Annotated in this window: 19 protein-coding genes; 9 read left to right on the top strand and 10 right to left on the bottom strand. The window is 74.4% G+C overall.

The window, feature by feature from the left end:
- Positions 1-188: 188 nt before the first annotated feature.
- From E4U91_RS32365 to E4U91_RS32355, 3 genes are all read right to left on the bottom strand, one after another.
- On the bottom strand, positions 189-566 hold the full coding sequence (locus tag E4U91_RS32365; RefSeq protein WP_137310098.1) for a toxin Doc: 378 nt from the start codon (positions 564-566) through the stop codon (positions 189-191).
- A 3-nt stretch (positions 567-569) separates the two neighbouring features.
- On the bottom strand, positions 570-815 hold the full coding sequence (locus E4U91_RS32360; protein ID WP_137300896.1) for a hypothetical protein: 246 nt from the start codon (positions 813-815) through the stop codon (positions 570-572).
- A gap of 86 nt (positions 816-901) precedes the next feature.
- On the bottom strand, positions 902-3,142 hold the full coding sequence (locus E4U91_RS32355; protein WP_137310097.1) for a glycoside hydrolase family 9 protein: 2,241 nt from the start codon (positions 3,140-3,142) through the stop codon (positions 902-904).
- A 287-nt stretch (positions 3,143-3,429) separates the two neighbouring features.
- On the opposite strand from E4U91_RS32355, the gene E4U91_RS32350 reads away from it, so the two are divergent.
- From E4U91_RS32350 to E4U91_RS32340, 3 genes are all read left to right on the top strand, one after another.
- Complete coding sequence (locus E4U91_RS32350) at positions 3,430-5,796, top strand: SpoIIE family protein phosphatase (protein ID WP_137310096.1); 2,367 nt, start codon at positions 3,430-3,432, stop codon at positions 5,794-5,796.
- Between the two features lie 67 nt (positions 5,797-5,863).
- Entirely contained in the window at positions 5,864-6,529 is a 666-nt protein-coding gene (locus tag E4U91_RS32345; RefSeq protein ID WP_137310095.1) for a DUF4232 domain-containing protein, read from the top strand.
- Between the two features lie 188 nt (positions 6,530-6,717).
- On the top strand, positions 6,718-7,983 hold the full coding sequence (locus tag E4U91_RS32340; RefSeq protein WP_174867962.1) for an SLC13 family permease: 1,266 nt from the start codon (positions 6,718-6,720) through the stop codon (positions 7,981-7,983).
- 32 nt (positions 7,984-8,015) lie between these two features.
- Here E4U91_RS32340 and E4U91_RS32335 read toward each other — a convergent pair whose 3' ends face one another.
- The 4 genes from E4U91_RS32335 to E4U91_RS32320 all read right to left on the bottom strand — a co-directional run bounded on the left by E4U91_RS32335 (position 8,016) and on the right by E4U91_RS32320 (position 13,135).
- Positions 8,016-9,905 carry an RICIN domain-containing protein gene (locus tag E4U91_RS32335; RefSeq protein WP_241678757.1) on the bottom strand — a complete coding sequence of 630 codons (1,890 nt, stop codon included), beginning with the start codon at positions 9,903-9,905 and terminating at the stop codon, positions 8,016-8,018.
- 375 nt (positions 9,906-10,280) lie between these two features.
- The gene (locus tag E4U91_RS32330) at positions 10,281-11,249 is read right to left on the bottom strand and encodes an aldo/keto reductase (protein WP_137310092.1); all 969 of its coding nucleotides are present in this window, start codon (positions 11,247-11,249) and stop codon (positions 10,281-10,283) included.
- Positions 11,250-11,310: 61 nt separating this feature from the next.
- Positions 11,311-11,847: a flavoprotein gene (locus tag E4U91_RS32325; RefSeq protein ID WP_137310091.1), complete on the bottom strand. Its 537-nt coding sequence runs from the start codon at positions 11,845-11,847 to the stop codon at positions 11,311-11,313.
- An 82-nt stretch (positions 11,848-11,929) separates the two neighbouring features.
- Positions 11,930-13,135 carry an abortive phage infection protein gene (locus E4U91_RS32320; RefSeq protein ID WP_137310090.1) on the bottom strand — a complete coding sequence of 402 codons (1,206 nt, stop codon included), beginning with the start codon at positions 13,133-13,135 and terminating at the stop codon, positions 11,930-11,932.
- Between the two features lie 206 nt (positions 13,136-13,341).
- On the opposite strand from E4U91_RS32320, the gene E4U91_RS32315 reads away from it, so the two are divergent.
- Positions 13,342-13,788, top strand: a complete 447-nt coding sequence (locus E4U91_RS32315; RefSeq protein ID WP_137310089.1) for a nitroreductase family deazaflavin-dependent oxidoreductase — start codon at positions 13,342-13,344, stop codon at positions 13,786-13,788.
- Positions 13,789-13,873: 85 nt separating this feature from the next.
- Here E4U91_RS32315 and E4U91_RS32310 read toward each other — a convergent pair whose 3' ends face one another.
- Positions 13,874-14,791 (bottom strand): cation diffusion facilitator family transporter, encoded by a 918-nt coding sequence (locus E4U91_RS32310; RefSeq protein ID WP_168218294.1) that lies wholly within the window; start codon positions 14,789-14,791, stop codon positions 13,874-13,876.
- Positions 14,792-14,999: 208 nt separating this feature from the next.
- Here E4U91_RS32310 and E4U91_RS32305 point away from each other — a divergent pair, with 208 nt between their 5' ends.
- Both E4U91_RS32305 and E4U91_RS32300 read left to right on the top strand, forming a co-directional pair.
- Positions 15,000-16,019, top strand: coding sequence for a glutathione S-transferase family protein (locus E4U91_RS32305; protein ID WP_137310087.1), 1,020 nt, complete (start codon positions 15,000-15,002; stop codon positions 16,017-16,019).
- Positions 16,020-16,053: 34 nt separating this feature from the next.
- Positions 16,054-16,353, top strand: a complete 300-nt coding sequence (locus E4U91_RS32300) for a DUF4235 domain-containing protein (protein ID WP_137310086.1) — start codon at positions 16,054-16,056, stop codon at positions 16,351-16,353.
- 111 nt (positions 16,354-16,464) lie between these two features.
- Here E4U91_RS32300 and E4U91_RS32295 read toward each other — a convergent pair whose 3' ends face one another.
- Complete coding sequence (locus E4U91_RS32295) at positions 16,465-16,857, bottom strand: VOC family protein (RefSeq protein ID WP_137310085.1); 393 nt, start codon at positions 16,855-16,857, stop codon at positions 16,465-16,467.
- Between the two features lie 102 nt (positions 16,858-16,959).
- A complete protein-coding gene (locus E4U91_RS32290) occupies positions 16,960-17,541 on the bottom strand; it encodes a TetR/AcrR family transcriptional regulator (protein WP_137310084.1) in 582 nt (193 codons plus the stop codon).
- A 201-nt stretch (positions 17,542-17,742) separates the two neighbouring features.
- On the opposite strand from E4U91_RS32290, the gene E4U91_RS32285 reads away from it, so the two are divergent.
- The 3 genes from E4U91_RS32285 to E4U91_RS32275 all read left to right on the top strand — a co-directional run bounded on the left by E4U91_RS32285 (position 17,743) and on the right by E4U91_RS32275 (position 19,774).
- Positions 17,743-18,762 (top strand): aldo/keto reductase, encoded by a 1,020-nt coding sequence (locus E4U91_RS32285; RefSeq protein ID WP_137310083.1) that lies wholly within the window; start codon positions 17,743-17,745, stop codon positions 18,760-18,762.
- An 89-nt stretch (positions 18,763-18,851) separates the two neighbouring features.
- Complete coding sequence (locus E4U91_RS32280; protein ID WP_137310082.1) at positions 18,852-19,214, top strand: DUF1304 domain-containing protein; 363 nt, start codon at positions 18,852-18,854, stop codon at positions 19,212-19,214.
- Entirely contained in the window at positions 19,211-19,774 is a 564-nt protein-coding gene (locus E4U91_RS32275; RefSeq protein WP_137310081.1) for a TetR/AcrR family transcriptional regulator, read from the top strand. The genes E4U91_RS32280 and E4U91_RS32275 overlap by 4 nt, the downstream gene beginning before the upstream one ends.
- Positions 19,775-19,870: the final 96 nt, after the last annotated feature.

Below are 19,870 nucleotides of genomic sequence, written 5' to 3'. Positions count from 1 at the left end.
CGGGGCACGTCGCACGCTCCCCGTGCCCACGGGGCCGTAGTGCACTGGGAGCGGCCCTTCCTCGGAGGCCCCGCGCGGGACGGCGGCTCCCCCGCGCGACACCGGCCGCCGGCCTTGATCCTCCCGCCCTCGGCCGGCGGTCCCGGGGGCCCTGCGGTGTCGGGGGTTCCGCGGGCGGGACCGGTGCCTCAGATCTGCCAGGAGCGCAGCCGGTCGGCCGCGCCGTAGACGTCGGCCTTGCCGGACATCAGGTCGCGGGCGAGGTCGACCAGCGCGCCGTAGGGCGGGTCGATGCCGACGCCGCTGACGAACATGTAGGCGACGGCGGTGGCGCACGCGAAGCGGGCGTTCGCGGACGGCAGCGGCTTGAGGACGGCCAGGGTGTGCAGCAGGGCGGCGGCCCGCCAGGCGGGGTCGGAGTCCACGCCGAGCCGGGGCGGGTCGACCCGGTGCCGGGCGACGGCGGCGACCAGCGCCGAGAAGTCGTTGACGGTCGGCTGGTCCGGGAGGACTTCCTCGTGGCGCTGGAGCAGCCAGGGGACGTCGATGTGGAGGACGGGGGTCATCGGTCAGGCGACCCGCCCCTCGCCCCGGACGGGCGCCTCGTCGTCGGGGAACGCCGCCGCGAACTCGTCGGCGTGCGAGGCGAAGAAGCGCCGGAACGCCTCCGCCCCCTCCTGGAGCGCCCGGTGGCGCGCTATGTCGGCGGCGGCCGCCTCCCGCACGAGCGCCTTCATCGACGTACCGCGTTCCTTGGCGATCTGCCGCAGGTCCTCCAGCTCGCGGTCGCTGAATTCCACATTGAGGGCTGGCATGTCCTTCACGGTACCGCTCGGGTACTGACCCGTAAATAGCGCCAGGTCAGGGGCGTACCCGAGCGGTACCCCAGGGTGTCGCCGGGTCAGCCCTGGTCGGCCGCGAAGGAGGCCATGCGGGCCAGGGCCGCGTTCCAGTTGATCGCGGTCTCGTTGGTCGACCACGACTGGATGTCGTCGATGTAGCAGAACTGGCCGACGCAGCCCGTCAGTTTGGACTGGGCGTACGGGTCCTGGATGCTGGAGTTGGGCCCGCCGGCGAGGGTGCCGGACGGCGGGTTGGGCAGGGTCGGGTCGAGCTCGTGGGCGTACCAGCGGCTGTGCTGGTTGTGGGAGCTGACCTCGCCGTAGCCGGTGACGTAGGAGATGTTCAGGGCGTTGCGGCCGAGGACGTAGTCCATGCCCTGCAGGGCCCCGTCGCGGTACTTGCGGGCGCCGGTGAGGTCGTAGGCGGTGGCGATGACCACGGCGTTGTTGAGGACCTGGTGACTGGAGCCCCAGTCGTAGCGGTTGCCGGCCGGCGCGTACGGCATGCCGTACGGGTGGGCGGTCAGCGTGGCGAGGTAGGTGTCGGCGGCCTTGACCACCGAGCGGCGCACCTGGTCGCGGCCGGGCAGCCGGCTGGGCACGAGGGCGAGGTCGAGCCGGCCGGCGGCGGCCGTGTGGCCCCAGTCGAAGCCGGTCGGGCCGAAGACGTCAGCGGTGTGGACCGGCGAGTCGAGGACGTGGTCGGCGAACTGCCGCTCCCCCGTGGTCAGGTAGAGCTCGGCCGCGGCCCAGTAGAACTCGTCGGTGACGTCGTCGTCGTTGTAGGCGCCGCCGCCGGTGCCGTCGTTCGGGTCGGCGTAGAGGTCGGGGTGGGCGAGGGCGGCCTGCCACGCCGTGCGGGCGGCGGTCAGCGCCCGGGCGGCGAACGCCTTGTCGTAGGGCCGGTACAGCCGGGCGGCCTGGGCGGCCGTCGCGGCCAGGTTGAGGGTCGCCGCGGTGGTCGGCGGGTGAAGCTCCCGCTTCTGCGGGTCCTGACCGGGCAGCAGGGGCAGACCGGTCCACTGTTCGTCGTGGACCTTGTGGTGGGCCATGCCGGCCAGCGGCTGCCCGGCGGGCACCTGCATCTTCAGCAGGAACTCCAGTTCCCAGCGGGCCTCGTCGAGGACGTCCGGCACCTTGTTGCCGCTCTCGGGCAGCGCCAGGGTGCCGTCGCCGAGGGCGGCCGGGTGTCCGGTGCGGGCGCGCAGCGAGCGCTCGTAGGTGCTCAGCAGTTCCCAGGTGGCGATGCCGCCGTTCACGACGTACTTGCCGTGATCGCCGGCGTCGTACCAGCCGCCGGTGACGTCGAGGCTGTAGTCGCACACGCCCGGCTGGCAGGGGACGTTCGCGTCGCCCTGGTTGGGGGCGACGTTCAGGTGGCCGGCGGCGCGGCCGTAGCCGGGACGCAGGTCGTCGCGGATCGCGATGCCGCTGCGCTGCGTGTAGTAGTACTTCACGGAGTCCAGCCGCAGGCGGCGGTAGGCCGCCGCGTCGACGTCGAACGGGTGGCTGGTCTCGCCGTCGGCGACGAGGGTGTAGCCGGTGCCGTGCCCGCGGTAGGAGCCGAAGTCGATCGAGTGGACGTTCTGCCCGGAGGAGGCGTCGACGCCGCGCGGCACGGTGAGGCCCCGGGCGACCGTCGTGCCCTTGGCGTCCCTCAGCTGCCAGGGCAGCCGGGTGGTGGCGTCGGTGACGAGGGTGGCGTTCTTCGGCCCGGCGGGCAGGTAGGCGACCTGGTTGACGCGCACCCGGGGCCCGGTGTCCGGCTCGTAGACCTCCGGGGGCACCCCGCCGAGCAGGGACACGTCGTCCACGCAGAACCGCCAGGCGTCGGTGCTGCCGCCGACCTGGAAGGCGACCTGCCCCTGGGTGGTGTCGACGGGCGCGGTGAAGGTGTAGGAGTACGAGCCGTCGGCCTCGGTGAGCACCGGGCTCGCCTCCTGCCAGGTGTCGTACGGCGACACGGCCAGGCCCACGATCGCCCGGACCACGTGGCCCTCGGGGACGCCGGAGGCGTGGAAGGAGAACCGGTACGTCTCCCCCTTCACCAGCGTGATGTCGTTCTGGCCGATCGCGGAGTCCCAGCGGTTGGTGGTGCCGCCGGGCACGTCGGCGCACAGCCGGCCGTCGCTCAGGCCGGCGGTGACGTTGCTGGTCCACCAGGGGTCGCTGGTGGTGTCGAAGGTGCCGTTCCTGACCTGCTCGGCCTCCTCGGCACCGGCCTGCTGCAGGGGCAGCGCGGTGAGCGCCGTGCCCAGCAGGGCGGTGAGGGTCAGCAAGGCCGTTGTGCGTCGTTTCACGTCTGGGCTCCTCGGGACGTGCGGGTGCGCCAGGTGCGTGGGAGCGCTCCCAAAATTCGGACGCGAGACATGCTTGCTGCGGTCATGACACCCCGTCAACGGTCACGACAGGACGGATTTCGCGGCACGGCCGCCGCAGGTCCCCTCGGCCGGAAATCGCCCTTGACCCCGGGCGGACCGGGCGTCCAGCGGCACCGGGGGTTCCGGTCCGTGCACGGGCCGGACGCACTACGCTGGGACCAGGTGCGCGTCTGTTCACTGTGAGTGTCCGCGATGGAGTGGCGAGGATGAGCCCGGTCTATCCGTTCGACGAAGCCGCGACGGCCCGGGTCGTCGTCGGCGACGACGGCACCCTGGTGGACTGGGGCCCCGGCGCCCGCGCGCTGCTCGGCTGGGAGCCGCAGGACGTCGTCGGCTCCCCCGCCGTCCGGCTGCTGGCCGACGGGACGCCCCCCGCACCGATCGGCTCGCGCTGGTCCGGGACGCTCACTTTGCGCCACCGGGAGGGCCACCCGGTGGCGGTGTGGCTGCTCGCCCACCGCCGACGGCCCGACGACGGCGGGCCGGGTCACTGGCTGGTGGTCGCCCCGCTGCCCGAGCCCCCCTCAGCCCTCGACACGTTCCTCGCCGTGGAGGGACCCCTCCAATCGCCCTGCGCGATCGCCGTGTACGACGAGCGGCTGCGCCTGAGCCACGTCAACGACGCCATGGCCGAGCTCCTCGGGCTGCCCGCCGAGCACCTCCGCGGGCTGCGGCCGTCCGAGATCGGCGGGGAGCCGCAGGGCGAGGCGCTGGAGCAGGACATGCTGCGGGTCCTCACCTCCGGCCGCGCCGAGGACGTGCAGACCAGCCCGCACCCCGGCGGCGAGGACCGCGCGTACGCCTGGCCGGCCCGGCTGACGCCCGTCACCGACGACGCGGGCCGGGTGCGGGGCGTGACCATGGCCGCGCACGACTTCACCGAGCACCACCGGGCCCGCGAACGCCTCCAGCTGGTCAACGAGGCGAGCGTGCGCATCGGCACCACCCTCGACGTGGCCCGCACCGCGCAGGAGCTGGCCGACGTGTGCGTGCCCGCCCTCGCCGACTTCGTCAGCGTGGACCTGCTGGACCCGCGCGGCGGCGAACCGCCGGCCCCGCTCACCGCCCCGCTCAGCCTCCGCCGGGCCGCGCACCAGTCGGTGAACCCGGGCGTGCCCGAGGCCCTCGCCGAGTCCGGCGAGGTGCTGACGTACCCGACGGGATCGCCGCAGGCCGACTCGCTCACCAGCGGGCGCACCGTCGCCGTGACACTGCCCGACCCGGACATGGAGCAGTGGCTGGCCGTGGACACCGTGCGCCGCGACCGGATGCGGGCGTTCGGCATCCACTCCAGCATGGCGGTGCCGCTGCGGGCCCGCGGGGTGACCCTCGGGGTGGCCGTGCTGCGGCGGTTCCGGCGGCCGGAGCCGTTCAGCCCGGACGACGTGCTGCTCGCCGAGGAGGTCACCGCGCGGGCCGCCGTCTGCGTGGACAACGCGCGCCGCTTCTCCCGCGAGCGCGAGACCGCCCTCGCCCTGCAGCGCAGCCTGCTCCCCCGCTCGCTGCCGCGCACCGCCGCCGTGGACGCGGCCTCCCGCTACCTGCCGGCCGCGCGGGCCGGGGTGGGCGGCGACTGGTTCGACGTGATCCCGCTGTCCGGGATGCGGGTGGCGATGGTGGTGGGCGACGTCGTCGGGCACGGCATCCAGGCGTCGGCCACGATGGGCCGGCTGCGCACCGCGGTGCGCACCCTCGCCGACATCGACCTGGCGCCCGACGAACTGCTCACCCACCTCGACGACCTGGTGGTGCGGCTGTCGGAGGAGGCGGGCGGCGAGGGCAGCCCCGGCGAGGTCGGGGCGACCTGTCTGTACGCGGTGTACGACCCGGTCTCGCGCCGCTGCACGCTCGCCCGGGCCGGTCATCCCGCACCCCTGATGCTGCCGCCCGGCGGCGCCCCCCGGACCGTCGAGCTGCCGGCCGGTCCCCCGCTGGGCCTGGGCGGGCTGCCGTTCGAGTCGGCCGAGCTGTACCTGTCCGAGGGCAGCGTGCTCGCCTTCTACACCGACGGGCTGACCGAGTCCCGGCAGCGCGACGTGGACGCGGCCCGTGACGACCTGTGCGCGGCGCTGGCCACGCCGTCCGGCTCCCTCGACGAGACCTGCGACCGCATCCTGCACGGGCTGCTGCCGCCGGGCGGTGCCGCCGACGACGTGGCACTGCTGCTGGCCCGCACCCGGGGCCTGCCCGCCTCCCAGGTCGCCACCTGGGACATCCCGGCCGACCCGGCGCTGGTCGCGCCCATCCGCAAGCAGGTCCTCGCCCAGCTCGACACCTGGGGGCTGGGCGCGGTGTCGTTCACCACCGAGCTGGTCGTCAGCGAGCTGGTCACCAACGCCATCCGGTACGGCTCCCACCCGATCCGGCTGCGGCTCATCCATGACGCGGCCACGCTGATCTGCGAGGTGTCCGACACCAGCCACACCGCGCCGCACCTGCGCCGCGCCAAGACGTGGGACGAGGGCGGCCGGGGGCTGCTGCTGGTCGCGCAGCTCACGCAGCGGTGGGGCAGCCGGCACACCGCCGACGGCAAGACGATCTGGGCGGAGCTCGCCCTGGTCGAGGAGGAGTGAGCCGTCCGGAGCACGGGCACCCGCGGTCCCAGGGACCGCTTTGGACCACCGGGAAGGGTGGACGGACATGGTGCACGGTCGCCCCTGCGGGCTGCTCGTGAGCGCTCTGGCGGTACTGGGTCTGGTGAGCGGCTGCGGCAGCGGCCACGGCTCGGGCGCCGCATCGGCGTCCGGCGCGGGCGGGACGTCCACGGCGCCAGGGACCTCGGCGTCCGCCCCGGGCCCGTCGCCGTCCACGCCCCCGCCCGCGACCACCACGACCGTGACGGCGACCGCTCCGGAGCGCGGCGCGTCGGCCGCGGCGCCGGCCGGCGCCCGGTGCCACACCTCCGAGCTGCGCGCCTCCGTCGGCCGCAACGACCCGGGGGCCGGTCAGGAGAACTTCCCGGTCGTGCTCACCAACGCCTCCACCCGCACCTGCACGGTGTACGGCCATCCCGGCGCCGCCTTCCTCGACGCGTCCGGGCGGCAGCTGGGCGCCGACCCCGAGCGCAGCACTGCCACGCGGCCGCTGCGGGTCACGCTCGCCCCCGGCCGCAGCGCGTGGGCCGGACTGAGCTTCTCCAACCCGGAGGTGAGCGGCGCCCGGGCGGCGACCCCGGTGACGCTGCTGGTGACCCCGCCCGACGAGCACGACCCGCTGCGGGTGCGGTGGACGGGCGGCCCGGTGCCGGTGTCCGGCAACGCGTCCACCGTGCGGCTGACGGCGTTCGAGGCGGGGACCGGGCCGTGAGACGGGCCACGGCGGGCCGGCCTTCGTCACCGGGCCGGCGCGTGGGGTGACGGCACGGGCGATCGCGTGACGGTGGCTGACCGATTGAGCGATTGAGCGATTGAGCGATTGAGCGATTGAGCGATTCTTACCCTCGCCTGTTTTGATGTGTGCCCCTGTCCGACCGATCGTGCTCCCGAGGATCCACCCTGAACGCCCCGCTCGCCGAAACCCTGTCCGTCGCCCTGCTCGCCGCCTCGCTGGTGTGGGCCGTCCTGCGTCCCCAGGGGCGTCCGGAGGCGCTGGTCGCGGTGCCGGCCGCCGCCGTGGTGCTGGTGGCCGGAGCCATCTCCCCGCAGCACGCCCTCGCGGAGGCCGAGCGGCTGGGACCGGTGATCGGCTTCCTGGCCGCCGTCCTGGTGCTCGCCCACTTCTGCGCCGTCGACGGGCTCTTCACGGCGTGCGGGGCGTGGATGGCCCGGCGGGCGGCGGGGCGCCCCCGACGGCTGCTGACGGCGGTGTTCGTGCTGGCCTCGGTGATCACGGCGGTGCTCAGCCTGGACGCCACGGTCGTCCTGCTCACCCCGGTCGTCCTCGCCACCGCGGCCCGCATGGGCGTGCGGGCCAAGCCGCACCTGTACGCGTGCGCCCACCTGTCGAACACGGCCTCGCTGCTGCTGCCGGTGTCCAACCTCACCAACCTGCTGGCCTTCACGGCGAGCGGGCTCAGCTTCACCCGGTTCGCCGCGCTGATGACGGCGCCCTGGGTGGTCGCCGTGGGCGCCGAGTACCTGGTCTTCCGCCGCTTCTTCGCCGCCGACCTGCCGGCGGCCGAGCCGGAGCCGGACACCGGCCCCGCACCCCAGGTGCCGCTGTTCGCCCTGATCACCGTGGCCTGCACGCTCGCCGGGTTCGTGGTGGCGTCGGCCGCCGGGGTGGAACCGGCCTGGGCGGCGTTCGCCGGGGCGCTCGTCCTCGCCGTACGGGCCGTGGTGCGGCGGCAGGCGGGGCCCGTGGAGGTCGTGCGGTCCGCGGCGCCGGGGTTCCTGGCGTTCGTGCTGGCGCTCGGCATCGTGGTCCGGGCGGTCGTCGACAACGGCCTCGCCGACGCCCTGCGGCACGTCCTCCCGGAGGGCTCGGGGCTGCTCACCCTGTTCGCGGTCGCCGCCCTGGCCGCCCTCCTGGCGAACCTGATCAACAACCTGCCCGCCGTGCTGGTCCTCGTGCCCCTCACCGCCCCGGCCGGGCCCGGCGTGGTCCTGGCCGTGCTGCTGGGCGTGAACATCGGCCCGAACCTGACGTACGCCGGGTCGCTGGCGACCCTGCTGTGGCGGCGCGTGGTGCACGCCCAGGCGGACGTCTCCGATCACGCCCAGGTGGGTGAGTTCACCCGGCTCGGCCTGCTCACGGTGCCCGCGTCCCTGGGCGCGGCGGTGCTGGCGCTGTGGGGGTCGCTCCAGCTGCTGGGGACCTGACGGGCGCGCCGGGGACCTGACGGGCGCGCGGGTCAGCGACGCCCGTGGCCGGTGCCTCCACGGCCGTAGTCGTCGTAGCCGTCGTAGTCGCCGTAGCCGCCCGATCCGCCGTGTCGGCCGTCGGCGCCCCGGTCGCCCCACGAGCACGCGTACCAGGTGGCGGACGTGCAGGTCGGCGTGGCGGACGCCGACGCGGTGGGCGTGCGGGCCGGCCGGGTGGTGCTCGGGGCGGGGGCCGGGGGCCGCGCCGCCTTCGGGGTCGGGGACGCGCTGGGCCCGGTGCCGCCGTCGGCGCCCCAGTTGACGGTCTGCAGGTGCGGGTCGGGCCGGGAGGTGTCGATCACCCAGCGCTGGACGGCGCTGTCGGCGCGGTTCTTCGCCACGAGGGTGCCGGAGCCGTCGGTGGCGGCGGGGGTCAGGGCCAGGTCCTGGTTCCAGCGCGGGACCAGGGTGCCCTGGAGGGTGAAGTCGTAGCGCAGGGCGCGGGCGGCGTCGCCGGTGCTCGCGCACGGGGTGAGCCGCACGGAGTAGCCGAGGCGGGAGTCGAGGCAAAGGGTGGGGGCGGCACCGTTGCGCAGCAGCCCGTCGGGCTCGTAGGCCCACTGCTGTCCGGCGGCCGAGGAGCAGGGGGCGAGGCCGGTCTCGGCGCCGCTCACCGCCTTGCCGCCGAGGATCCCGACGCACAGCCCGGAGGCGACGTTGTGCAGCCGGCCGCGCAGGGTGCCCGCCGCGGACTCGCCCGCGCCCACCCAGGAGGGCCCGGCCGTGCCGGTGCCGGTCCCGGTGGAGGTGTCCGGGCCGGGGCCGCGGCCGGCGCCGTCGTCGGTGCCGAGGAGGGCCCACACCACCAGGGGCAGCGCGATCAGGCCGCTGACGGTGAGCGCGGCGACGGCGAGGTGCCGGCGGCGGGCACGGCGGGCGGCCTTGCGCGCCGACCGGGGGCGGGGCGGGGGTGCGGTGGCTCGGGGAGTTCCGGTGCCTCCGGTGCCTTCGGCGCCTTCGGCGCCTTCGGTGGTGAACGCCTCCCCCGCCGACGGGGTCGTGTCCTGCGGGGCGGTGTGCGGGGCCGGGGGATGGTCGGGCCGCTCGGGGAGGGTCATGCGCGAGGCGAGGTAGGCGCGGGCGCCCCAGCCGAGCACGCCCTCGGCGAGGGCGAGGCCGAGCCCGTCGACGCAGTGGCGCAGCTGGTCGGCGGTGTGCGCGCAGTGGCGGCAGTGCCGCAGGTGGGCGCTCAGGTCGGGGTCGACGTCGGCGCCGCCGCGCCGGCAGGTGACGTCGAGCAGCCGGTGGTAGCGGTGGCAGTCCTCGTCGACGGCGAGTTCGCGGTGGAGCTGGAGGCACTCCTCGCGCAGTCGCTCGCGGGACCGGCGCAGTTCGACCAGGGCGCCCTCGTCGTCGAGGCCGAGCAGGGCGGCGGGCGCGGACGTCGGTTCCGCCTCGACCTCGGTGTGCCAGAGCAGGCAGCGGGCCGTCTGGGGCAGGCGCTGGTAGGCGCGGGAAAGCAGGCGGCGGTTGAGCGGCGGCAGGAGCCGCGCGGCCAGGCGCTCGCCGTCGCCGTCGGCGGCGCGCAGCTCGGGGTGCAGGAGTTCGCGGCGGCCGTCGCCGTCCCACTCGGCGGCGACGCGCCGCACGGTGACCAGCAGATGGGGGCGCCAGGCGGCGGTGGGGCCGTTCTGGCGCATCGACTCGCCGAAGACGCGGGTGAAGGCGGCCGTGGTGAGCATGCCGGCCGCGCGCTCCCCGTCGGTGCACAGCCGGGCGTAGGCGAAGGCCGCCCCCCAGTGCCGGTCGAGGAGTTCACCGACGGGGTGCAGCGCGGGTGACGCACCGGTCCAGTTCTTGAGTTCGGCACTCAGCTGTTCGTCCGTCGCCGCGAAGCGGCGTGCCGAAGTCGTTGAATCTGACCGACCGGCGTCTTTCACGACTGAATTCCTCCCGGGGACACGCGTCAGAAAGTCCATACCAAGCGGTATGGCAACCCGCCGGTGAACCGCCGGGTTTTCTCGCACAGGGTTCGGCTTCTCGAACGTCCGCCAGGGGCAGCTCTGGTGCAACGTGGGGGGTGGACGGGAGCGGCCTCCGCGCACAGGGGAGCGGACCTCGTTGTCTGTGCGCCGACACGCACACCTTGGCACAGCCGCGGGATCAGGAACAAGCGATTCCACGGTTTTGTGCGAGGGGTGCGGGCACGGCGCTATTGACACGTGTTCAATTCGCTCGGCTATTCGAGGACGCTGCCGTTATTGGTGTCCCTTTCGTGAGGTGACCGGTGTCCGCATTTCACGCAATGGGGTGTTTCAGTGACCGGCGACGGGGTGCGGGGCGTAGGGCCGCTCCAGTTCCTCCCGTTCCTTTTCGGTCAGGTCCAGTTCCACGGCGGCCACCGCGTCCTCGAGGTGCCCGGGCTTCGAGGCGCCGACGATCGGGGCGGTCACGGTGTCCTGCTGCAGCAGCCAGGCCAGGGCCACTTGGGCGCGCGGGACGCCGCGCTCGGCGGCGATGCGGCCGACCGCCTCGACCACGGCGCGGTCGCCCTCCTGGTACAGGCCGCTGCCGAAGGCGTCCGTCGTGCTGCGGTCGGTGACGGTGCCCCACTCACGGGTGAGCCGTCCCCGGGCGAGCGGGCTCCACGGCAGCACCCCGACGCCCTGGTCGGCGCAGAGCGGCAGCATCTCGCGCTCCTCCTCGCGGTAGAGGAGGTTGTAGTGGTTCTGCATCGAGACGAACTTCGTCCAGCCGTGCCGTTCGGCGGTGTACTGGGCCTTGGAGAACTGCCAGGCGTACATCGAACTCGCCCCGATGTAGCGGACCTTGCCCGCCTTCACGAGGTCGTGCAGCGCCTCCATGGTCTCCTCGACCGGGGTGTGCGGGTCCCAGCGGTGGATCTGGTAGAGGTCCACGTAGTCGGTGCCCAGGCGGCGCAGGCTGTGGTCGATCTCGGTCATGATCGCCTTGCGGGAGAGCCCGGCGCCGTTGGGCCCCGGCCGCATCCTCCCGTGCACCTTCGTGGCGAGCACGACGTCGTCGCGGCGGGCGAAGTCGCGCAGCGCCCGCCCGACGATCTCCTCGCTGGTGCCGTCCGAGTAGACGTTGGCGGTGTCGAAGAAGGTGACGCCCGCCTCCAGCGCCTGCCGGATCAGCGGGCGCGAGGCGTCCTCGTCCAGGGTCCACTCGTGCGTGCCCCGGTCCGGGACGCCGTAGGTCATGCAGCCCAGGCAGATCCGCGACACGTCGAGACCCGTCGTGCCGAGCTTCACGTACTCCATCGTTCCTGCTCCCCGCGGTCGGTGGCGGTACCGGTCCGGAGCCTACGTCGTGCCCGGCCGGTCAGTCGCGGTCCTGGAGCAGGTCGAGCGCCCGCTCCCAGCCGAACCGCGGCCGGCCGCCGTCCTCCCCCGCCTGCCCCCCGTACGGGTCGGCGAACCGCACGCCCATGCCCCGCAGCCGGGCCACGCTCTCCCGGTACGCGGGGTGCGCGGCCAGCGCGTCGGCCACGCAGGGCAGGACGGCTATCGGCACGCCGAGACCGGCCACTTCGCACAGCGTGCCCAGGGCGAGGGTGTCGGCGATCCCGGCGGCCCACTTGTTGACGGTGTTGAAGGTCGCCGGGGCGAGCACGAGCGCGTCGGGCGCGGGGAAGGGCCGCGGCTCGTCGGGGCGCCGCCAGGCCGAGCGCAGGGGCCGGCCCGTCTGCGCGCGCACCGCCTCGGTGTCGAAGAAGCCGTTCATGGCGAGCGGGGTCGCGATCACGCCGACCTCCCAGTCCCGCTCCTGCGCGGCGGTGATCAGCGTGCCGACGTCGACGGCGATCCCGGCGGCACAGACGACGACGTAGAGGAACGGTTTGCGGTCGGATTCGGTCACCTGTGCACCCTACTGAGGCGGGCGCGGGGGACCCCGAGCGGCGGTGCCACAGGGACGTGGCACCGCCGGAGTCGAGCCCTCCTCAGGCGCCGGAGCGGCGGCGGGCGCGGGTGCGGCGGCTGTCGTGGGCGTAGCGGCGGGCCAGCGCGTGGAACGCTTCCTTGGGCTCCCAGTGCCAGTCGGAGTCCGGGTCGCCCGGGCGGTCCTGGATCGCCTTGGTGAGGGCGTAGCTCGCCAGGTCGAGGTCGTGGCGCGGGTCGTCGGGGCGGTGCGGGCTGTCGGGGGTGACGAACTCGAAGGCCATCGCCGCGTAGAGGCCCATCGAGGAGAAGACGTCGACCAGGTCGGCGACGTAGGCGGCCTGGGTGCGCTCGCTGCGCACGAGTCCGGCCCTGACCTCCCCCGTCTCCGGGTCGACGACGTCCCAGCCCATGCCGCCGGCCTCGGGTGCGCCGACGTAGGCGCAGGTGCCGAACTCGGTGATCGCCAGCGGTTTGCCCCAGCGCAGGTGGCGGCGCAGCTCTCGGCGGTGCGCGGCGTGGTCGCGGAAGGCGGAGTAGTAGTCGACGCCCACCACGTCGAACAGCCGCCAGTCGACCTCGTCGTCCTGGGCGGCGGCGTACCCGAGCCGGCCGTGGAACACCGAGCGGCCGACGGCCGCCGCCCGGGCGGTGAACGCCTCCAGCCGCCGCTGCACCGCGACGGGGTCCACGTGGCCCTCCAGCAGGTTGCGCACCCGCTCCAGGACCGTGGCGCCGGGCACGATCCCGGGCACGAACAGCCAGAACTCGCAGCCCACGCTGAGGTCCACGCTCGCGCCCTGCCGGCGCAGCCGTTCGGCGAACCGCCCGGTCTCGGCCAGGTGGTCCAGGATGTCGCGCTGCGGCAGGTCGCCCAGCGTCGGCTGGAGCCAGACGTGCAGCCCCAGTTCGGCCGCCTCGGCCGCGGTGGCCGTCAGGCGGGCCACGCCGTCGCCCGTGACGTCGACGGTGTCGGCGTGCAGCGCGTCGCGGATGACGCGCAGGTCCGCGCGCATCCGGGCCGCGCGGAAACCGGTGGCCGGCGTCCCGCCCGCGCCGACGGTGTACACGACTCCCCGGTGGTGCAGCCCGTGCCGCGGCCCGCCCGCTCCGGCCGCCGCGGCCTCCGTGGTTCCTGCGGCCGCCGTGGCCCCTCGAGCCTGCGCGACCCCCGCGGCCCGGCCGGTGGGCAGCAGCGCCGCCGACCCTCCGACGGCCGCCGCCGCGGCGAGGAACCGTGCCCTGCTCATCCCGTTGCTCGTCTCCATGCCGTCACTGTCCCGGGACGGCGCACCCGGTGCCGTCGCCCGAAGGTCCACGGCACCGCGACCAAGGGATGACGTCCTGCGCCGAAAGCCGCCCGGGAGTGCGTGTCGGTACGGGCCCCGGGCGGAACCCGGTGCGGATGATCCGTAGCCGTACCGGTGTTGACGCACGGTGCGAGTCAGTCCGTGACGCGAGGAAAGGACATGCCATGCCCCTCGAAGGCGAGTACGAGCCGAGCCCCGAGCAGTGGGTGCGCGACCAGGTGGAGCTGTACGAGGGCTCCGGCGGCACCGAGGGAACGACGCTGCGGGACACCGGGCTGCCGGTGATCGTGCTGACGACCCGGGGAGCCAGGAGCGGGAAGATCCGCAAGACGCCGCTGATGCGGGTGGAGAACGCGGGCCGATACGCGGTCGTCGCCTCCCAGGGCGGCGCGCCGAAGCACCCGGTCTGGTACCACAACATCAAGGCCGATCCGCACGTCGAGCTGCAGGACGGGCCCGACCGGCGGGACTACCGGGCCCGTGAGGTGACGGGCGCGGAGAAGGCCGAGTGGTGGGAGCGTGCCGTCGCGGCGTACCCGCCCTACGCCGACTACCAGACGAAGACCGACCGGGAGATCCCGGTGTTCGTGCTGGAGCCGCTGGCGGAGTGAGGCGCGCCGGCTCCTGAGGAACGCTCAGGAAAGCCGGTCCCGTTCGTGCCCGGGGCGCATGGACCGCGTCCCGGGCACGCGGACGTCAGGCCCCGCCGCGCTCCCCCGTCGCGGCGGGGCTCTCGTGTGTGTCCCGCCCGCCGCGGTCGGTGACGTCGAGGAAGATCTCCCCCGCGTCGGGGACCGCCTCGGCGACGGAGCGCTTGATGCGGTCGGCGACCTCCTCGACCTGCTCGCTGTCGAGGCCGGGCATGAGGTCGATGCGGGCCGCGACCAGGATGGAGTCCAGGCCCGTCTTCATGGTGAACAGGGCCTCCACACTGTCGATCTCCGGCTGCGAGACCAGCAGTTCCCGGATGCGGTCGCTGGCCTCGGGGTCGGCCGCCTCGCCGATCAGCTGGTCGCGGGCCTCCCGGCCCAGGCGGTAGGCGACGTAGACGAGCAGCGCGCCGATCGCGATCGACGCGGACGCCTCCCAGACGACCTGCCCGGTCACCATGTGCAGCGCCATGCCGGCGGCCGCGAGGGTGACGCCGAGCACCGCGGTGCCGTCCTCCGCGACGACGGTGCGCAGCGCGGGGTCGCGCAGTCCGGCCCTGCCGCCCTGGCGGCGGACCTGCTGCAGGGCGCGGAACAGCGAGGCGCCCTCGGCGAGGAAGGCGACCCCGAGCACGATCAGGCCGGCGATGTAGCCGCTCAGCTCCTCCTCGGCGCCGTTCCTGAGCGCCTCGACGCCCTGGAAGACCGAGAAGCAGCCGCCCATGACGAAGATGCCGACGGCGGCGAGCAGCGACCAGAAGAAGCGTTCCTTGCCGTAGCCGAAGGGGTGGCGGCGGTCGGCCGGGCGCCTGCTGCGCCGCAGGGCGGCCAGCAGGAAGACCTCGTTCAGGCTGTCCGCCACGGAGTGCGCGGCCTCCGACAGCAGGGCCGGTGAACCGGCGAGGAGGCCGCCCACGGCCTTCGCGGCCGCGATGACCAGGTTGGCGGCGAGCGCCACCAGCACGGTGACGCGTGTCCGGTGGTCCGCCGCCTCCTCGCTGTGCTCGTCCGTCCCGTCCGTCTCTGTCTGCGTCTGCGTCGCTGTCCCGCTCACCCTGGCCGATTGCCCCGGCCGGCCCCGCTCACACCGTGCCGTCGGCCGAAAACGGGGAACGCGTAGCGCGAACGGGAAACGCGCGGCGCACGAGGCGCACCAGGCAACGGGAGGCGGCATGAGTGGTGGGGGCGACGGCAACGAGGCGTACGGCCACCGGGCGTTCAAGCGGTCCCGCAGCCACTTCACGGACCGGATCACCGCGGACGGCCGGGACGGCTGGCCGGTGGAGGCCGGCCGCTACCGGCTGGTGGTCAGCCGGGCCTGCCCCTGGGCGAGCCGGGCGGTGATCTCCCGGCGGCTGCTCGGCCTGGAGGACGCGCTCCCCCTCGCCGTCACCGACCCCGTCCAGGACGACCGCAGCTGGCGGTTCACGCTGGACCCCGACGGCCGCGACCCGGTGCTCGGCATTCGCTACCTCGCGGAGGCCTACGAACGGCGCGAGCCGGGCCACCCGGGCGGGGTGAGCGTGCCGGCGGTCGTCGACGTGCCGAGCGGCCGGCTGGTCACCAACGACTACCAGCAGCTCACCCTGGACCTCGCCACCGAGTGGACGGCGCTGCACCGGCCGGGCGCACCGGACCTGTACCCGCAGAGGCTGCGCGACGAGATCGACGCGGTGATGGCCGACGTGTACGAGGACCTGAACAACGGGGTGTACCGGGCCGGGTTCGCGCACGAGCAAGCGGGGTACGAGGCGGCGTGCACGGGCGTCTTCCGGCGCCTGGAGCTGCTGTCGGAGCGACTGGCCGGGCAGCGCTACCTGGTGGGTGACACGATCACCGAGGCGGACATCCGGCTGTTCACCACACTGGTCCGTTTCGACGCGGTCTATCACGGTCACTTCAAGTGCAACCGCTGGAAGCTGACGGAGGACCCGGTGCTGTGGGCGTACGCGCGTGACCTGTTCCAGACGCCCGGCTTCGGCGACACCGTCGACTTCGACCACATCAAGCGGCACTACTACCAGGTCCACGCCGGCATCAACCCGACCCGGATCGTGCCCCTCGGCCCGGACCTGTCCGGCTGGCTCACCCCGCACCGCCGGGAGGAGCTGGGCGGGCGGCCGTTCGGCGACGGGACCCCGCCCGGGCCGGTACCCGCCGGCGAGGAGGTCCCGGCGCGGGGACGGCCCTGACCGATCGCAACACGTACACAACCAGGAGGCGCACGTGGCCAAGAAGAAGCGGAAACTCCCCCTCGTCTACCAGCCCGTCGGATTCGTGTTCAGCTGGGCGAGCGGTGCCCTGGCGGGATACGCCTTCCAGCAGGTGTGGAAGGCCGTGCGGCACGAGGACAACGCTCCCGACGCGCTGGACCGCGAGCGCGGCTGGGGTGAGATCCTGCTGGCCGCGGCGATCCAGGGCGCGATCTTCGCGGCGGTCCGCAGCGCGGCCGACCGCACCGGCGCGAAGGCGATCGAGCGGTCCACCGGGACGTGGCCGGCGAAGGACAAGAAGGGCCGCGACTGAGCGGCGCGCCGTCACGGGCCGGGGAGGTCACGCCGGCCGGTACGACATCGAGAGGGGCTGGGCCGTGCGGCCCAGCCCCTCTCGTCCGCCGCCCCGCCGGGCGTCGTGCGGTCAGCCCTGCTTGGGTGCCGGTGCCGGGACCTTGCGCAGGGTGAAGGAGTGGCCCGCCGGGTCGGAGCAGGAGCGCTCCTCGTAGGGGCCGGGTGCGGACTTGGCCTCCAGGGGGCGGCCGCCGAGGGAGACCACCCTGCGCTCCGCCTCGTCGAGGTCCGTGACCACGAAGTCCAGGTGCGCCTGGAGCGAGTTCTCCGGGCGCGGCCAGCTCGGCGGGGTCGCGTTGACGTCCCGGCGGAAGGCGAGCCGGGTGCCGCCCGCACCGGTGATCTCCACCCGGTTGGCGTTGACGTAGGTCTCCTCGCCGTCCAGCAGCGCTTTGTAGAACTCCGCGAGCTGCTCGGGCTCCGCGCAGTCGAGCACGACGACGCCCGCTTCCACCAGTGCCATGACTCCTCCGTGTCTCCGGTCGGACCCTTCTGATACCCCGGATTCAGGCCCCCACCGGCCGCCTGCCGGCGCCCCGCCGGTGCCCCGGCGGTCGTCCGACGCTCACGCCGCGTGGCGCAGTCCCGCGACCAGGAGGGCCGCCAGGCGGCGCGCGTCGTAACGGGGGTCGCTGTCGGCGCCGATGCAGAGGTTGCCGACGCCCCGCATGAGCGCGTAGGGCTCGATGTCGGCGCGGATCTCGCCCGCCCCGGCCGCGGCGTCGAGCAGTTGTCCGCACACCGGCACCAGGCGGTCGAGGAAGTAGGCGTGCAGCGTGTCGAAGCCCGCGTCGGGCTGGAGGACGGCGGCCAGTCCGTGCTTGGTGACCAGGAAGTCGACGAAGAGGTCGATCCACCGCTCCAGCGCGGTGTGCGGGCTCGGACCCTCGGCCAGCAGGCGTGGGCCCGCCTCGGCGCAGGCGTCGACCTGGTGCCGGTAGACGGCCACGATGAGGTCCGCGCGGGTCGGGAAGTGCCGGTAGATCGTGCCCACTCCGACCCCGGCCCGCGCCGCGATCTCGCGCACGGGGGCGTCGACGCCCTGCACGACGAAGACCGCGGCGGCCGCGTCCAGCAGGTTCGCCTTGTTGCGCCGCGCGTCCTTGCGCCGGCTGACCGGCTCCGCTCCCTGGTCGCCGTCGTGCACCGCGCCGCTCCTCTCCTGTCACCGGGTCGTGGCTGCCGCCGGACCTGCGCCGTTGGCAAAACGGAACGACGTTCCGTATGGTCGTAACGGAACGCGGTTCCGCTTGTTCATGATGCCAGAGCGCGCGCCCCGCGACCACGCCCCGCGCTGCCGCCACCCCCGGCAGGCAGCCGCCTTCCCTCGCAGTGGAGGAGCACGGTCATGCAGTACCGCACCTTGGGCCGCACCGGTGTGCAGGTCAGCTCGCTGGCGCTCGGCGCCATGAACTTCGGCCGGATCGGCCGCACCACCCAGGAGGAGGCCACCGCGCTCGTCGACGCCGCCCTGGAGGCGGGGATCAACCTCATCGACACCGCCGACATGTACGGCGCGGGCGAGTCGGAGGAGATGGTCGGCAAGGCCCTCGCCGGCCGCCGCGACGACGTCGTCCTCGCCACCAAGGCCGGTCTGCCGATGGGCGACGACCCCAACCACCGCGGCGCCTCGCGCCGTTGGCTGGTCCGGGCACTGGACGACAGCCTGCGCCGCCTCGGCGTCGACCACGTGGACCTCTACCAGATCCACCGGTGGGACCCGGCCACCGGCGACGAGGAGACGCTGTCGGCCCTCACCGACCTGCAACGGGCGGGCAAGATCCGGGCGTTCGGCTCCTCCACCTTCCCCGCCCACCGCATCGTCCAGGCCCAGTGGGCCGCGCGCGAGCACCACGTGGGCCGGTACGCCACCGAACAGCCCGGCTACTCCGCCCTCCAGCGCGGGGCCGAGGCCCACGTCCTGCCGGTGGCCGAGGAGTACGGGCTCGGGGTGCTGGTGTGGAGCCCGCTGGCCTCGGGCTGGCTGTCGGGCGCGATTCGCCGGGGCCGGGACATCGCCACCCACCGCGCGGGCTTCCTGCCGGACCGCTTCGACCTGTCGGTGCCCGCCAACCGGGCACGGCTGGACGCCGTCGAGCGGCTGGCGGAGATCGCCGAGGAGGCGGGGCTGACCCTGATCCAGCTCGCGCTGGGCTTCGTGACCGCGCACCCGGCGGTGACCAGCGCGCTCGTCGGCCCCCGCACGCTCGACCACCTGCGCGACCAACTGGCCGCCGCGGACACCGTGTTGTCCACCGACGTGCTGGACGCGATCGACGCCGTCGTGGCGCCGGGCACCGACCTCGCCCCCGGCGAGAAGCACGACACCCCGCCCTCGCTGCTCGACCCGTCCCTGCGCCGCCGGTGACCCCTGGACTTCCTGGACAGGTGTCCCGGTACAATGGACACCTGTCCAGGAAGTCGGGCCCGGTGGAGGCCGGGAGGAAAGGGGCCGTCATGGGAACCGTCGCGAACGTGCTGGTGGCGCTGGTCGCCGCCGAGCACGTCTACATCCTGGTGCTGGAGATGTTCCTCTGGCAGCGCCGTCCGGGCCGGTCCCTGCACGGCTTCGACCGGGAGACGGCCCGCACCACCGCGCCCCTGGCCGCCAACCAGGGGCTGTACAACGGCTTCCTCGCGGCCGGGCTGGTCTGGGGCCTGCTCGCCGCCGACCCGACCGGCTCCGACGCGCAGGTGTTCTTCCTGTGCTGCGTCGTCGTCGCGGGCGTCTACGGCGCCGCCACCGCCAACCGGCGCATCCTGGTCGCCCAGGCCCTGCCCGGCGCCCTCGCCCTGGCCGCCGTCCTCCTGGCGCGATGACCCGCCCGGCCCCCGGGGACCCCCGCTCCGCCCGCACCCGGGAGCGGCTGCGCTCCGCCCTGCTCGCGGAGTGCGCCGAGCGTCCCCTGGAGGAGGTGGGCGTGGCCGCGCTGGTGCGCCGCGCGGGCGTCGGCCGCGCCACCTTCTACGTGCACTACGCCGACCTGGAGGCGCTGGCCGTCGACGCCTGCGCCGATGTCGTACGGGAGGCCGTCGAGGCGCTGCACGCCTGGCGGGGGCGGCCCGATCCGGTGCGGGCGCCGGACGCGCTGGCCGGGTTCTTCGCCTCCCTCGCCCCGCACGCCGGCCTGTACCGCTCGCTCCTCACGCCCGGCGGGGGCGGTCCGCTCGGGCGGGTGCTGCACCGGGACCTGCGGGAGTACAGCCTGCGCGAGCGCACGCGGGCGGGTGCGGCGGACGCCCCGCTGGTGGCCTCGGCGGTGGCCGCCACGTTCGCCGGGGTGCTGGCCGACTGGCTGCACGGCCTGCTGGAGGCCTCCCCCGCCGGGATCGCCGACCAGGTCTGGCAGTTGCTGGTGGCGCTGCACGCGAGCCGGTGAAGTGCGGGAGCAGCGGGGGCAGGTGCGGGAGCAGTGGGGGCGGGTGCCGGGGAGCCCTCGGCACCCGGGCCGGCACGTCTTCCGCGAGCCGCGTTC

Origin of the sequence: Streptomyces lasalocidi, from assembly GCF_005280215.1 — a bacterium.
In the GTDB taxonomy this organism is placed as follows: Bacteria; Actinomycetota; Actinomycetes; order Streptomycetales; family Streptomycetaceae; genus Streptomyces; species Streptomyces longwoodensis.
Note: the sequence above shows the minus strand (reverse complement) of the source record. Positions and strands in the feature narration are given on the sequence as shown.

Coding starts and splice junctions, on each gene's coding strand:
- E4U91_RS32365 (WP_137310098.1), bottom strand. CDS start 566: ATGACCCCCGTCCTCCACATCGACGTCCCCTGGCTGCTCCAGCGCCAC.
- E4U91_RS32360 (WP_137300896.1), bottom strand. CDS start 815: ATGCCAGCCCTCAATGTGGAATTCAGCGACCGCGAGCTGGAGGACCTG.
- E4U91_RS32350 (WP_137310096.1), top strand. CDS start 3,430: ATGAGCCCGGTCTATCCGTTCGACGAAGCCGCGACGGCCCGGGTCGTC.
- E4U91_RS32345 (WP_137310095.1), top strand. CDS start 5,864: ATGGTGCACGGTCGCCCCTGCGGGCTGCTCGTGAGCGCTCTGGCGGTA.
- E4U91_RS32330 (WP_137310092.1), bottom strand. CDS start 11,249: ATGGAGTACGTGAAGCTCGGCACGACGGGTCTCGACGTGTCGCGGATC.
- E4U91_RS32320 (WP_137310090.1), bottom strand. CDS start 13,135: ATGGAGACGAGCAACGGGATGAGCAGGGCACGGTTCCTCGCCGCGGCG.
- E4U91_RS32315 (WP_137310089.1), top strand. CDS start 13,342: ATGCCCCTCGAAGGCGAGTACGAGCCGAGCCCCGAGCAGTGGGTGCGC.
- E4U91_RS32305 (WP_137310087.1), top strand. CDS start 15,000: ATGAGTGGTGGGGGCGACGGCAACGAGGCGTACGGCCACCGGGCGTTC.
- E4U91_RS32295 (WP_137310085.1), bottom strand. CDS start 16,857: ATGGCACTGGTGGAAGCGGGCGTCGTCGTGCTCGACTGCGCGGAGCCC.
- E4U91_RS32285 (WP_137310083.1), top strand. CDS start 17,743: ATGCAGTACCGCACCTTGGGCCGCACCGGTGTGCAGGTCAGCTCGCTG.
- E4U91_RS32280 (WP_137310082.1), top strand. CDS start 18,852: ATGGGAACCGTCGCGAACGTGCTGGTGGCGCTGGTCGCCGCCGAGCAC.
- E4U91_RS32275 (WP_137310081.1), top strand. CDS start 19,211: ATGACCCGCCCGGCCCCCGGGGACCCCCGCTCCGCCCGCACCCGGGAG.